The organism is Shewanella xiamenensis, from assembly GCF_014647135.1.
GTDB lineage: Bacteria > Pseudomonadota > Gammaproteobacteria > Enterobacterales > Shewanellaceae > Shewanella > Shewanella xiamenensis.
Window position 1 is genome coordinate 119,459 of the sequence record NZ_BMOP01000007.1, and the last position, 13,121, is coordinate 132,579.

Annotated in this window: 13 protein-coding genes; all 13 read right to left on the reverse strand. The window is 49.8% G+C overall.

What is annotated here, in order from left to right:
* Nucleotides 1–5: 5 nt before the first annotated feature.
* Nucleotides 6–824 carry an outer membrane lipoprotein carrier protein LolA gene (locus tag IEY09_RS08810; RefSeq protein WP_188870695.1) on the reverse strand — a complete coding sequence of 273 codons (819 nt, stop codon included), beginning with the start codon at nt 822–824 and terminating at the stop codon, nt 6–8.
* Nucleotides 821–1,255 carry an acyl-CoA thioesterase gene (locus IEY09_RS08815; RefSeq protein WP_011621149.1) on the reverse strand — a complete coding sequence of 145 codons (435 nt, stop codon included), beginning with the start codon at nt 1,253–1,255 and terminating at the stop codon, nt 821–823. Before IEY09_RS08815 ends, IEY09_RS08810 begins: the two co-directional genes overlap by 4 nt.
* Nucleotides 1,252–2,817 (reverse strand): HAL/PAL/TAL family ammonia-lyase, encoded by a 1,566-nt coding sequence (locus IEY09_RS08820; RefSeq protein WP_188870697.1) that lies wholly within the window; start codon nt 2,815–2,817, stop codon nt 1,252–1,254. The genes IEY09_RS08815 and IEY09_RS08820 overlap by 4 nt, the downstream gene beginning before the upstream one ends.
* Nucleotides 2,814–4,622, reverse strand: coding sequence for a glycosyltransferase family 2 protein (locus IEY09_RS08825; RefSeq protein ID WP_188870744.1), 1,809 nt, complete (start codon nt 4,620–4,622; stop codon nt 2,814–2,816). Before IEY09_RS08825 ends, IEY09_RS08820 begins: the two co-directional genes overlap by 4 nt.
* A 20-nt stretch (nt 4,623–4,642) precedes the next feature.
* A complete protein-coding gene (locus IEY09_RS08830; protein WP_188870700.1) occupies nt 4,643–5,017 on the reverse strand; it encodes an ApeI family dehydratase in 375 nt (124 codons plus the stop codon).
* A complete protein-coding gene (locus IEY09_RS08835) occupies nt 5,010–6,374 on the reverse strand; it encodes an AMP-binding protein (protein ID WP_188870702.1) in 1,365 nt (454 codons plus the stop codon). Before IEY09_RS08835 ends, IEY09_RS08830 begins: the two co-directional genes overlap by 8 nt.
* Nucleotides 6,371–6,919 carry a COG4648 family protein gene (locus IEY09_RS08840; RefSeq protein WP_109277615.1) on the reverse strand — a complete coding sequence of 183 codons (549 nt, stop codon included), beginning with the start codon at nt 6,917–6,919 and terminating at the stop codon, nt 6,371–6,373. The genes IEY09_RS08835 and IEY09_RS08840 overlap by 4 nt, the downstream gene beginning before the upstream one ends.
* Nucleotides 6,919–7,167 (reverse strand): acyl carrier protein, encoded by a 249-nt coding sequence (locus tag IEY09_RS08845; protein WP_011074023.1) that lies wholly within the window; start codon nt 7,165–7,167, stop codon nt 6,919–6,921. Before IEY09_RS08845 ends, IEY09_RS08840 begins: the two co-directional genes overlap by 1 nt.
* Before the next feature lie 9 nt (nt 7,168–7,176).
* Entirely contained in the window at nt 7,177–7,431 is a 255-nt protein-coding gene (locus IEY09_RS08850; RefSeq protein ID WP_011074022.1) for a phosphopantetheine-binding protein, read from the reverse strand.
* On the reverse strand, nt 7,409–8,266 hold the full coding sequence (locus IEY09_RS08855; RefSeq protein WP_188870704.1) for a lysophospholipid acyltransferase family protein: 858 nt from the start codon (nt 8,264–8,266) through the stop codon (nt 7,409–7,411). The genes IEY09_RS08850 and IEY09_RS08855 overlap by 23 nt, the downstream gene beginning before the upstream one ends.
* On the reverse strand, nt 8,259–8,999 hold the full coding sequence (locus IEY09_RS08860; protein ID WP_188870706.1) for a beta-ketoacyl synthase chain length factor: 741 nt from the start codon (nt 8,997–8,999) through the stop codon (nt 8,259–8,261). The genes IEY09_RS08855 and IEY09_RS08860 overlap by 8 nt, the downstream gene beginning before the upstream one ends.
* Before the next feature lie 366 nt (nt 9,000–9,365).
* Nucleotides 9,366–10,259 carry a DUF3014 domain-containing protein gene (locus tag IEY09_RS08865; RefSeq protein ID WP_188870708.1) on the reverse strand — a complete coding sequence of 298 codons (894 nt, stop codon included), beginning with the start codon at nt 10,257–10,259 and terminating at the stop codon, nt 9,366–9,368.
* A gap of 175 nt (nt 10,260–10,434) precedes the next feature.
* Entirely contained in the window at nt 10,435–12,510 is a 2,076-nt protein-coding gene (gene recG / locus IEY09_RS08870) for an ATP-dependent DNA helicase RecG (RefSeq protein ID WP_188870746.1), read from the reverse strand.
* Nucleotides 12,511–13,121 lie beyond the last annotated feature (611 nt).

Consider the following 13,121-nt stretch of genomic DNA (forward strand, 5'->3'; position numbering starts at 1 on the left):
CTGCCTTACTCCCTTGAACCCGCGTCTTTAGAACTCGTCTGGCTGATGGCATATTGGGCTAACTCAGCCTCACTCAGTGGACCTTGGCGCAGCTCGCTAAAATCGATACGGGTAATATCCTGCGGGCTCACACTCGGATTGGCGCTGAGTAGCACTAAGGCATGTAGAGTATCACTGCCTTCGAGCACCATGTGGGCGATGGCCTTCTTCATCAGCGGATCTTTAGGGGTTAATCCCAACTGCCAGTTTGCGCTGCCTGAACTTGAGCTTTCTTGTGACGACTTGTCTTGCGCCAAGGGTTCTTGGGCTAAAAAGTGCAGTTCGAAGTTTGCACTTAAGCCCGACATATCGCCGCCCAGCATGGCATTCACTAGAGTCGGTAACAAATCCCCCATGGCCGCCGCGCTTGCCGAAGTATCGGCTTGGCTGATTTGCACTCGCCCTTGGCTATCTTTTTGGATCAGTTGCTTATCTTTTAAAATCAGCAAGGACTCAAAGGGGCTAAGTTGTTGCCAGATCAGCCCTTGTGCCTTGTCGAATACAAACTGGCCTTGGCTCTCGAGGGGCTTTTTTAACACTTTAAGTTGGCGCGATTGCACAAAGTGGCCGCGAACCGTCTCGCCAAGATTGAGCTTTTGGCTAAGGGCGAGCAATGCGCCGTTATCTGCGCCTTGGGCAAATAGCGTTTGATATTGGCTCGAACTTGTGAGGTTCGAATCGGCGAGGCTCTGCGCCTGTACCGAGCCAAACAGCAGTGTGCAGATTATTAGTAGGCTTTGGCAGAACCCTTGCCACCACTTAGTTCGTGCGAGGAAGGCAATCATTCGCTATCCGCCTTTGCAAGCAGCGGGGCGATTTTGCTGCGGAATATCTCTGGCGTCACAAAGCACATTTCTTGGCTCGTCATATCCACCGCCGCCTGAATGGTATAGCCCTTGGTAATTCGCTCACCGGTTGCCGTATCACGGATTTGATAATTGATTTTTAGACGATTTTCCCACTCGACCAACTCGGCGCGCACGGTAATGTTTTGCTCGAAGGTGCTGGCTTTAACGTATTTGATCTGCAAATCAATAATCGGCCAAGCGTAGTTCGAGGCCTGCATTTGGCGATAGTTGTAGCCTAACTCGTCGAGTAATTTGCAGCGGGCAATCTCGAAATAACGCAGGTAATTACCATGCCAAGTGATCCCCATAGAATCCACATCGTGGAAGGGGATCTGCATGTCCATTTCTATGCTGAGCAAGGCTTTCATCGGCACACTTCCCATTCGCCCGCTTGGATTTTCGCAACGGTTTGGCGCAGCACGGCTTCGAGCGGTCTGTCTTCGACTAATGGCTCAAAATCGGCGCGCACTTGGGCGAGCGTGGTCGCCAGCGAAGGCGTCAGCGAGGCTTCGTCTAACTCATTCTGTTTGATACGCAGACCAATGCCTTGAGTCATGGCGAGTAGGGCTGCTGCGGCGACTTGCTCTGTTAGTTGCAATACGCGCACACAGTCACGGGCGGCGATAGTGCCCATGCTGACTTTGTCCTGGTTATGACATTCGGTTGAGCGAGAGAAAACACTCGCGGGCATAGTGTGCTTGAGCGCCTCTGCCGTCCAAGCTGAAACGCCGATTTGCACCGCCTTAAAGCCATGGTTGATGGCGCGGCGTGGCCCAGTTGAACCCGAAAGGTTAGCGGGTAAACCGTTGTTAAACTTAGGGTCCATCACTAATGCCATTTGGCGGTCGATGAGATCGGCGATGTTGGCCACAGTGTTTTTCAAGGAGTCCATCGCAAAGGCAATGTGTCCACCGTAGAAATGGCCGCCGTGGAGAATATGCTCGCCTTCACCATCGACTATGGGGTTATCGTTGGCGCTGTTAACTTCGGTTTCGATAAATTGGCGCATAAAGGGCAGCGCATCCTGCAATACGCCAATGATGTGCGGCGCGCAGCGGATGGAATATCTGTCCTGCAGACGATCTGAATTGCGGGGATGAACATGGTGGTTCAAATCTTCCCTGATCCAAGTCGCGATTTGGTTTTGTCCCGGATGGGGTTTGGCGGCAAACAGAATATCGTCGAAATGGTTAGAGTTACCTTTGAGGGTTAACGACGCCATGGCGGTAATGCGGCTGGCTAAACGCGCTAAATATTGTGCGCGATCAAAGGCTAAACAGGCTAATGCCGTCATCACCGCCGTGCCATTCATCAGGGCTAAACCTTCCTTGGGGCGCAGCACATGGGGCGTGATGTTCAGCTCGCGGTAAACCTCTTGGGTGGCTCTGCGCTCACCCTTATAAATCACTTCGCGCTCGCCAACTAGCACGGCGGCCAAGTAAGACAATGGCGTTAAGTCACCGCTGGCACCAACCGAACCTTCCTCTGGGATCACTGGTACTATATTGAGATTAAGCAAGGTTTCGATGCGCTTTAATAACTCATATGTCACGCCGGATTTGCCAATCGCGAGGGAGTTTAAACGGCAAGCCATCACGGCGCGCGCCTGCATTACGCTTAAGACTTCGCCAAGGCCACAACCATGAAAACGGGATAAGTGCAGCGGCAACTCGTGGACTAAGTCAAGACTCACATTTACTGTGCAAGAGTCGCCATAGCCGGTGGTGACGCCATAGACCACACCTTCTTCGTGCAGCAAACTATCGATAAAGCGGGCGCCTTTTTGGATATATTCTTGATAATCGGCATCATCACAAAGTTTGACCTTGGCGCCCTTAGCCACGGCGACGACTTGCTCTAATGTGAGTGACTGACGGCCAAATTCGATTGGCTGCTCAGTGGTTGTCGTGTGAGTAACTGCGTGGCTCATAAATGCTCTGTCCTGTCTGTAGTGCGCTCCTGCTCCGGGAGTGCTGCTGTCGTTTTGTGGGCGGATGTCGCGCGGTTAACCTGGTTATCATTCCGCCAAAAATCAAAAAAGTTAAACCATTGCAAGGGCTCACGCCTTGCGTAGTGTTCGAGGCGTTCGCTGTAGCAATAAACGGCCTGTTGGAGTCGTTCCATTCTGCCCGCTCGTGGGCCTTTAAGTGTCTCGGCGAAGCGCTCTAAATGCACTCGATAACGCCCTTGCTCACGCAGGCAGAACATCAGATAAACCGGGCAATCTAAGAGTCCGGCCAGAATAAAGGGCCCCTGCGGGAAGGCAGCATCTTGACCCATAAATGGCGCGTACACGACTCGCCCTTGGGCGTGGGATGAGGTTCTATCCCCTGCAATCACCACTAACTCGCCGTCTTCAATTTTTTGCTGCAATAGCATGGAGGTGGCGGGATTTAGCTCGGTCACTTGGATCAAATTCAGCGAGCTATCGGGATTTAACTGTTTGAGTACATTATTAAAGTTTTCGGCATGGCTGGTTAACACCATGACATTCACTTTGACCTTACGCTGGTGGATTGAAATCGCGCGGCACAGCTCGAGATTGCCTAAGTGGGACACCAGCAGCACGGCACCTTGGCCGCTTTCTAGCTGATCGGCGAGCACTTGGCGGTCGGGAAAATCGACTTGGCTTAATTGAATGCGATCGCACCAAGCATCGATTCTATCGAGCGCCGCATTACCAAAGGCGATAAAGTGGCTTAAGCTGTCGCGCCAGCCAACGGGCTGATTTAACTGAGGATGCCGTGGCTCGAGGCGCTGCACGCGGCGCAGAAAATCCAATGAGGCTTCGCGGCTGACTTTGCCGGTCAGGAAGAAGTAGCAAATTACGGGATACATAATGGCGCGGCATAGCCAATGGCCACCAAAACGGTAGCTTTCGACTAATAGTTTGATGCCCCAATAACTGCCGCGCTCCTTCATGGCAGACCAATGGGTCGCAGTATGAGCAGATGACGTCGATTTCGCCGCTTGTTTACGGCGCAGCAACTGCGGCAGACGTTTTAGCATACCGAAAAATAGCCGCGTGTGCAGTTTAGTGATACGCACATTGTCGGCCACACCTTGAAAATGGCTGACGCCGTTTTCAGGGTAAATCACTTTGGTGGGGTGAAACAGAATTTCCACCCCTTGCCAGTAGAGTTTTACCAGAATTTCGATATCGAAATCCATCCGCTCTGTTAGTGCTTGTTGGCTGAAGAGACGCTCGGTGGCAGCTAATGGATACACCCTAAATCCGCACATAGAATCTTGAATATCAAAGCTTAAGGTTTCGACCCATACCCAAAAGTGGGTGAGATAACGGCCGTAGAGTCGCCCCTTGGGGACGGACTCATCGTACTCGGGCTTACCCGAGATCAGCGCATCCGGCTTAGCCTGCGCTTTGGCGAGCATCGCGGGGATATCGCTTAAATTATGCTGACCATCGGCATCGACCTGTAGCGCATGGGTAAAGCCATCGCGATAGGCGCGGCGAAGCCCTGTCATCACTGCCGCACCTTTCCCTCGGTTGTAGGGGTGTTGCAGCAAGGTCACCCAATCGTGTTGCTCCGCCAAGGATTGCAGCAGATAGCGGGTCTCATCATTACTGCCATCGTCAATCAAATAGCAGGGCAGATTAAGAGTGGCGAGATCGTCCAAGGTCTGGGCGATCGCGGCGCTGTGATTGTAATTGGGGATCACCAGTGCCAGCTTGATTGGGACTGGGCCCATTAAATCACTTGGCGGGGCTAACATTATGTCGTTCATACCGTCGCTCACTGCGCCGCTCCATCACCTTGCTTGCTGGCAAAGCTGATACGGCCTGAGGCATAGCGGTGGTCGCCATCGCTGTAGGCAAAGGTGAGTTTTTCCTTGGCGGCATTGTGACTGATGACTAAGGTCACTTCCTGCCCTGGTAGAATAAGCTGTTGAAACTTTAGTACTTCTAAATTAGCGACCGCAGCGTTGTAACCAAAATGCTCGCAACCTAAGCGCACGGCCCAATCGAGTTGGGTCACGCCGGGGAGTACGGCTTGCTCGGGGAAATGGCCGTTAAAATATTCGAGATCGGCGGCGACCAGCAGGCGTAATTCAATGCTATCAGGGCCGATCTCTGATGTGAGTATCGGCGGTAAACTCGACTTAATCATGGTCAAATAACTCAACTAGCTGGGCTGCGACACGCTTACCCTGAGTGTTTAACGGTAGGGTGTCGGGGTAACGCCAACGGCGCGGTAAGGTTACTCGTTCAAATTGGGTCAGTAGATGCGCTTTTAAGGCATTGTTGATACTGAGTTTTCCCTGCTCTTGATGCACGCTACGGCCCAATGGTGATAGCGTAATGACGGCTCCTAACTGGGATTTAAACTGGGGCAATACGACCAAGGCGGCCTGCTCGACATAGGCGTGGCTACAGAGCAATGTCTCCATTTGCGCCAGCGACAGGCGTTTTTCTTCAATCTTAACGATGCGATCGAGCCTGCCCTTGAGTCTAAATTGGCCATTGGCTGTCGGTTCGATTTTATCTTCGCAACGTAACCATTGATCGTCGGCCAAGTAGGGTGACTTCAGCAGCAGGGCGCCATCGTCAGCGTCTTGGTCTATGATAATTTGTTCAAACACTTGCCAAGGTTCATCGGCCTCATTTTGACGGCGATAGGCAATACCGCCGGTTTCGGTGCTACCAAAAATCTCTATGGGTAAATGGCCGTAACATTGGGCGACACCCTGGGCGGCGGTGAAACTTAAGGGGCCGCCGGAGCTGAAGACTAAGCTGGGTGAGCGCAGTTGGCGTTCATGCTCCAGCGCCTTAGGCAAACGGGATAATTGTGCCGGGCTACTGATCAAACACAGATTAGGCAACAGCGCAGTGTAGTAGCTTAAGGTCTCTGGATATTCAATTTGCTCGCTTAAAAAGGGGCGACTGGCGGCTAAGGGCCAGAGGATTTTAAACAGCAAGCCATAGATATGCTGATGGGAAACGGTTGAGACCACACTGCAATGGGGCAAATGTTCGGCGAAGGTATGCTCGAGCACAGTCACTTCGGCATCGAGCTGCCTTAAGCTCTTGCGAATGGCCTTAGGCTCGCCACTGCTGCCCGAGGTAAACAGCACCAGTTCACCAAAGGTGTCGCTCTTGGGCCAAGATTTTGTGGGCAGACTCAGCTCTTTATTCAATAGGATAAAGGCGTGACTCTCGCACAATGGCTTGTCGGACAATATGCCTTCAAATTGGTGTGTTAATTCGCTCAAGGTGCCGGTTTGGGTGTTGGGCGGCAAAATAATTTCTTTGCCTGCCAAGAGTGCGGCACATAGGCCAACGGCAAACAGATCGCTGGTATCACTCGCCAGTAGCCATTTTCGCTCAGGCGCTTGGCGCAGCTGCTCATAAAAATGGGCCACCTGATTGGTAAACAAGGTACCTGTGACTATGTCATGGTGGTTAAAGCTGATCAGTTGTTGGGCGAATGGCCCCTGGATTAACCAGTTTTTGAGTAGCTGTGTCATGTTTTCTTCAACCAAAAGCTGCGATATAACCATTCCCCACCGAGGAGCAGTCCCATGAGTACATATGCAATCAAACCGTTGTACAAGGTCCAAGTTGCTAAGCTGGTAAATGCGGCGGTATAGGCCGCCATTGAGCCATTTAGGATAAATAAGCCGCACCAAATTAGGGTGACTTTTTTAAGGTAGCCTATGGCTTCATCCGGCAAGTCGGGTTCTTTTAACCGCGCGAGCCGCTCTATCATGCTTGGGCCTTGGTATAGCGAGTAGCTAAACAGGGCTAACATGGTGAGATTAATCACCACCGGGTAATACAACAGCCAGTCGCTGCGTTTTGCCACAAAACTGCCAGCAGTGAGCGAGATCCCCACAAGCAAAGGCAAGACTAAGGTTTTAACCTTTTGCTTTTGCAGCATTAAACGCACTACTAACAACAGGCAAAGCACTAGGGCGATTGTGCCTGCGGGTAGATAGTTTAGCCCCAAATACACGGCAACTGGGTAGGCGATCAGCGCGAGTGCGGTGAGCACCTGTAGCAGGACGCGCATTAGTCTTTTACTAGGCCTTCAATGGCGTTGACCACATCATTGACGGTACGAACGGATTTAAATTCATCGGGTTGAATTTTTTTGCCTGTCAGTTGTTGCAGCTTAATCACCAGATCGACGGCATCAATACTGTCCAGATCTAACTCTTCGTAAAGATTGGCGTCAGGGGTAATCGCATCGGCATCTATTTCAAACTCATCCACTAAAATCGTGGTCAGCATAGCGAGGATTTGTTCACGGTTTTGCATTTTCCTCTCCTATGGGCGCTGTGATTCGATAAATTTAGCAAGGCTGGCCACACTGTAAAAATGCGCCTTAGTGCTATCCGAGTTGGCTTCGATTTTGACATCAAACTTTTTCTTGATGGCTAAACCTAACTCGAGGGCGTCGATAGAATCGAGTCCGAGTCCGTCACCAAATAGGGGGGCATCGGTTTCAATATCATCAATACTGACATCTTCTAGGTCGAGGCAGTCGATAATTAACTGTTTAATTTCGTTGTGTAAAGTCATAATTATTTTCGAGTTGTTGTTGATAATATTGTTCAAGGTCCCGAGTTAATTGTCGGGCCATTTTCGCATGCTCACCCAAAGGGGCTTGATAGGCTTGGTGAGGAATTGGATTGCCGATTTCGACGGCCATTCCCATGGTTTGCCTTGGGATCTCATACCAAGGCTGTTCCTTTGTCAAACCTCGCACATTGGTGCGCAAAACCACAGGTAAAATATCGGCTTGGGTACGAATAGCAATATTGGCGGCGCCCCGGGCAAATTCATTAATTATTGAGCCAAATACTGTGCGCGTACCTTCAGGGAAGATAATTAAATTAGTGCCTCTGGCGAGCACTTCGCGGCAATCTTCGAGCATCAACTCTGCGCCGCGATTCGGGATATAACCTGCGCAGGAAACCACACCACGTAAAAACGGATTACGCCAAAGGCCTTGTTTAACGATACAACCCGCATTGGGCATGAGGCTGATCAACACCACCACATCGACGAGACTCGGGTGATTGGCGATGACTATCACCCCTTTGGCGCTATGTAACTGCTCGGCATTATGGGTGCTAACGTTGATCACCCCAGCCCACGTCAACATAGCGACAAAGCCTTTAAACATAGTGTGCACCGCTTTTTGCACGCGGATAATCCTCGCCTCAGGTGTGCCGGGCCAAAAACGCAGTAACGGCAATATGGTGAGCGAACTTAACAGTCCACCTAAACCAAAGGCAATATAGCAACTGACGCCACCGAGCCAACGGGGAATATATTTGATTCCCGTGCGGCGTTTTTCGGGCAGCGTATAAGCGACATTGAACTGTGCCCCCTGTGGAGCGGGATTAGCCATGTTCTACGCTCCAGTGCCAATGGGATAAACAGCCAGCAATGTTTTGTGAGGTCGCTAGAGCATGGATCAACATGCCGTAGGACAGCGCAGGAGTAACTTGTTGCTGTGCTTGAGTCAGTTGGCTTAGCGTGAGCTTTACGGACGAGCTAGGACAAGCAGGCGCGAGGGTAAAACCTAAGGCTAAGGGGAGTTCATACTCTTGGGTAAACTCATCGTATACCGGCGGCACAGGATCATCGCCAAAGATCAGTAATAACGGCTCTGCTGATTGATGTAGCTGGGCGAAAGCTTCCACCATGGCTTGGGAAAGGGTTTCAGTGCCTGCGGCAATTGAGGTAGAAGGAGCGGTGTTATTGTGTAAAATGCCAAAAATACCACTGCCAGTGTTATGCACGGATTGACTAAAACCTAAGGGAGAAAGCGGTTGCTTAGCGATAATATCTTCGAGTAAGCCAATAGTGCGATGCAGTTCGCCGTGGCGGGAAGCAAATATCGAGCGGCAGTTTGGTGGCGTATCACATTGAAAACTGACATCCAGCATCATTTTTGTTAAACGGCTAAAGCGTCTACGCTGCATGGCTGGCACTAGGGGAAGTGCCGGAGATATGCTGTCAGTGGGTGAAGCCTCTTTGGTCGTTTCAGCCGAGTGCTTGCACCAAGTTTGCCAGTCATCATGCTGCTGATAGTTTGGAGCCCACGCCCCCCAAGAGAGGATGCTGAATCTGAGTTGCACTACTTTGCCTCGACACTATTTAAAGCTGTCTTAGTTATCCCTAACTAAGCGAAAACATTAATGAATTGACTGGCTTATCGCTATTTGCTCGTTGGATGAACGAACACAATTCCCCCATTTATTGAACGGCACATTCTACACTAAGTCCTTAGTTTTAATGAAGTCATTTGCATATGTAAGGTTAATAAAATGCAATGAGATTTTGCTTTGTCACTGTTGGCTAACATAGTTTTCAGAACGGGATAAAGACAGGGAGTGTAGACTAAGTGGCTTAACCTCAGTTGAACAGGCTCTGATATCAATAATAAACAGACGCTCGAGGCGCCTGTTTATTATTAATAATGCCACTATTGATTGAATATCAATCTATTGTGCGAGTTGGCTTTCCATTTTACGCAGTGCAGTTTTCACTTTACGAGTGTTCTCTGGTCCCATACGAACAAGCAGTTTTTGGGCACTAGGTAAGGCTTCCAAATTGGGATCAACGAAGCGATAGTTGACGCTAATTGAACTCAGCTCAATGGGCTCTTCAATAATTGGCGCTGCGAGCATTACCTTAATTGCTTGTAGCATTCTGTCATTGAATTTGGCGTTGCTATAACCCAGTTCAGCGAAGGCTTCATCAAATAGCGGCGTGAGTTGCTTGTAGGTGTGCATTAAGCTTTGCTCATCCATATTGGCAATGACGGTCGCGTAGGCATCGTATCTGTGGTAACTCTCTGGATTTAAATACACTTTGTTAGTGATTTCCGCCACGGTAAAGAGTTTTTCAGGGCCCTTAATTGGGCTGACTTTGCGGGTCAATTCGCCCTGCGCCAAGTTATCCACGAAGACTACAAACTGACGGATCAAATCTTGTGTGACTAAGGATGAACCTACGACATTATTGCTGATAAGTGCCAGTGCTTTTTGATGCACAAAAGCATCACTCTCAGGCAAGTTTGGCACCGTTTCTACGGGCGCTTGAGGCTCAACGGTGGTGGTTGAGTCAGTTTCCGTCGTGGTCGTTTGTGGTGTTACGTTTTCCACTGGAGTGGCTTCAGGCTCAGGGTTTGTTTCCAGAGTAAGCGGTTCTGACGATGGTGGCTCTGGTAGTACTATCGGTGCATTAGGAATGAGTTTGGGTGAGTCATCTTTACTATAGTAGTAATAACCTGCCGCAGAGAGCAGGATGACGAGCACAATCGCAATCAATGCAAAGCGATTACTGCTAGACGAGGTCTCTTGAGGTGTAATTCTATCATCTTGATTAACTTGCATTTTACATCCTTCGCTTCAGTGTCAAGGTAATGTGGTGAATATCATGCAGCTAACATTAAAGTGCAAGTGCCGCCTTTTAGGTTGCAAGTTCATTTTGCAAGTTTACACGCGCTTGTCCATAGCGGTTAGCTGAACAGGTTGAATTTATTTTACCTTGAAGGGGTTAGCTTAAGGTTTACGCTTGAACATATTGTTGCCTATGCCCAAGCCAACGATGAATAATGGCATCAACCGCATCGGGTGCTTGCGACATCACATGATTCGCAAGCTTTTGGATGTGTGGTATAAGCGCTTGATCTCTAACTAAATCAGCTATCTTAAGTTCGGCTAGCCCAGTCTGTTTAGTGCCTAACACTTCACCGGGACCACGTATCTCTAAGTCTTTCTGTGCGATAACAAAACCATCATTACTCTGCCGCAGGACATTCAACCGCTGACTTGCGGTTTGACTCAGTGGCGCCTTGTAGAGTAACACACAATGACTGGCTACGGCACCGCGCCCTACTCGTCCTCGCAGTTGATGCAACTGTGCAAGTCCCAATCGTTCGGGGTTTTCGATTATCATCAGGCTAGAGTTAGGGACATCGACGCCGACCTCAATTACTGTGGTTGCCACCAATAAGTTGATGGTTCCCGCTTTAAAGTCCGCCATAATTTGTTGCTTTTCAGCACTTTTCATCCTGCCGTGTACTAAACCTATGGTCAGCTCCGGCAGTGCTTGGCGCAATTCTTCAGCGGTATCTTCGGCGGCCTGGCACTCGAGGACTTCGGATTCTTCAATCAAGGTACAGACCCAATAGGCTTGGCGCTTGTCCGTGATCACGCTGTTGCGGACGCGCTCGAGTACTTCATTACGGCGCGAATCGGGTATGGCGACTGTGGTGACGGGTGTGCGCCCTGGGGGTAACTCATCGATAATCGAGGTGTCGAGATCGGCGTAGGCTGTCATGGCTAACGTCCGTGGGATCGGGGTTGCCGTCATAATCAACTGATGGGGATGAAACCCTTGATTGATACCTTTTTCCCTGAGTCCCATTCGCTGGTGGACACCAAATCGGTGCTGCTCGTCGATGATAATTAAGGCGAGCCTATGGAAGATAACCTGTTGCTGAAAAATGGCGTGGGTACCGATCACCATTTGCGCTGCGCCAGATTCAATATCCGCTAAAGATTGCGCCCGCGCCTTGCCTTTAAGCTTACCCGCAAGCCAACCGACTTTTAATCCTAGTGGTTCAAACCACGCGGCAAAGTTAGCTGCATGCTGCTCGGCGAGTAATTCGGTGGGCGCCATCATGGCCACTTGATAGCCGTTTTCAATCGCTTGAAGGGCGGCGAGGGCGGCGACTAAGGTTTTGCCTGAGCCGACATCCCCTTGTACTAAGCGCATCATGGGGTGCGGTTGTGCTAAATCTTTACCTATCTCGGCAACGACACGTTGCTGCGCGCCTGTGGGTTTAAAGGGCAGTGAGGCGAGAAAAGGGTTTAGTAATTGCCCCGTGGCATGCATGGTCACGGCGGCGTCGAGGTTACTGCGTTGTCTTAGGCGTAGCATACTCAGGTTGTGGGCGAGTAATTCTTCCTGCACCAGTCGCTGCTGCGCGGGGTGTTGACCAAGCTCTAAATCAAATTGTGAAATCCCCGCATGGGGGCGATGCAGGGTTTGCAGCGCCTGTTTTAGGCTCATGTTGTTTGGCTGCAAATGGGCGGGTAATAACTCGGTCAAGCCGCCATCTTCTAATAATTCAAGTGCCTGTTCGGTGAGCTTAATCCAACTCGCCTGTTTTAAGCCCTCGGTGGTGGGATAAATCGGCGTAAGTGTATCGCTTAGGTGAATATCCTCACCCGGATAGACGATTTTATATTCGGGATGCACGATTTCCGCTTGATGACTTCCGCGACGAATTTCGCCATAGGCACGGATCATTAATCCATTTTGCATCGCATTGCGCTGCGCCATTGAAAAGTTAAAAAAGCGTAGGCTCATGCTGCCAGTATCGTCACGCACATTGCAGACGAGCATGCGTTTACGGCCTTGAAGGATTTGAGTCGACTGGATTTCGGCCTCAATGGTGCCGTAATTTCCGGGCATGAGTGCGGCGATGGGATAGATTTGAGTGCGGTCTTCGTAGCGCAGGGGCAAGTGAAACAGCAGATCTTGTACTGTTGTGATGCCGAGTTTGGCGAGTTTTTCCGCGACTCTTTTGGCGACGCCCTTGAGTTCGGTGATCGGAACAAGATCCAATTGCTGCAAGTCGTTAGCACTCAATCACTGTTAATTTATACATATACTAACAGAGAATAAACGTAAGGCAATCTTGGGGGATAGACTGTGGTTAAGTGCGCTATGTAAAGAGGCTGAATGATTAGGGCGTGTTGACGTTTCAGGGTTATTTTTGCAGCAATTAGGCTGGCTTTTATGCAAGGCAAAGTCCGTGCCGTGTAGTTATTCTACATAAACGGACGATAACGCGGCAGAAAAGCCAGCCAAATGCTGCCAGAAGGGTTCGTCTGGCAAGCTCTTGCTCTTACTTTCAGTCATAAGAGCCGCTCGTCATTTGAGTAAAATAACTACACATCATTCCTCGTTTCGCGAGCACGAACTTGCCAGAACGAACAAAATCTAATCTCGAAACGTCAACACGGCCTAATATTGGAATTAAAAATGGCCTCTTATCTTATGCGTCGAGTTATCTTATTAATATTAAATGAATATTCTATAATTTCGAGCCTAAAACAGGAGCAAAAATTAATATTCTTTATTATAAAGTACACTTTTTGTTATTTTGTGGTTTAATCGAAGTGTTGGTTGCCATTGAGTTGTTTTGGTAATTATGCGGTAACAAGGTTGTGAATCGATAATAA

Coding starts and splice junctions, on each gene's coding strand:
- IEY09_RS08810 (WP_188870695.1), bottom strand. CDS start 824: ATGATTGCCTTCCTCGCACGAACTAAGTGGTGGCAAGGGTTCTGCCAA.
- IEY09_RS08815 (WP_011621149.1), bottom strand. CDS start 1,255: ATGAAAGCCTTGCTCAGCATAGAAATGGACATGCAGATCCCCTTCCAC.
- IEY09_RS08820 (WP_188870697.1), bottom strand. CDS start 2,817: ATGAGCCACGCAGTTACTCACACGACAACCACTGAGCAGCCAATCGAA.
- IEY09_RS08825 (WP_188870744.1), bottom strand. CDS start 4,622: ATGTTAGCCCCGCCAAGTGATTTAATGGGCCCAGTCCCAATCAAGCTG.
- IEY09_RS08830 (WP_188870700.1), bottom strand. CDS start 5,017: ATGATTAAGTCGAGTTTACCGCCGATACTCACATCAGAGATCGGCCCT.
- IEY09_RS08835 (WP_188870702.1), bottom strand. CDS start 6,374: ATGACACAGCTACTCAAAAACTGGTTAATCCAGGGGCCATTCGCCCAA.
- IEY09_RS08840 (WP_109277615.1), bottom strand. CDS start 6,919: ATGCGCGTCCTGCTACAGGTGCTCACCGCACTCGCGCTGATCGCCTAC.
- IEY09_RS08845 (WP_011074023.1), bottom strand. CDS start 7,167: ATGCAAAACCGTGAACAAATCCTCGCTATGCTGACCACGATTTTAGTG.
- IEY09_RS08850 (WP_011074022.1), bottom strand. CDS start 7,431: ATGACTTTACACAACGAAATTAAACAGTTAATTATCGACTGCCTCGAC.
- IEY09_RS08855 (WP_188870704.1), bottom strand. CDS start 8,266: ATGGCTAATCCCGCTCCACAGGGGGCACAGTTCAATGTCGCTTATACG.
- IEY09_RS08865 (WP_188870708.1), bottom strand. CDS start 10,259: ATGCAAGTTAATCAAGATGATAGAATTACACCTCAAGAGACCTCGTCT.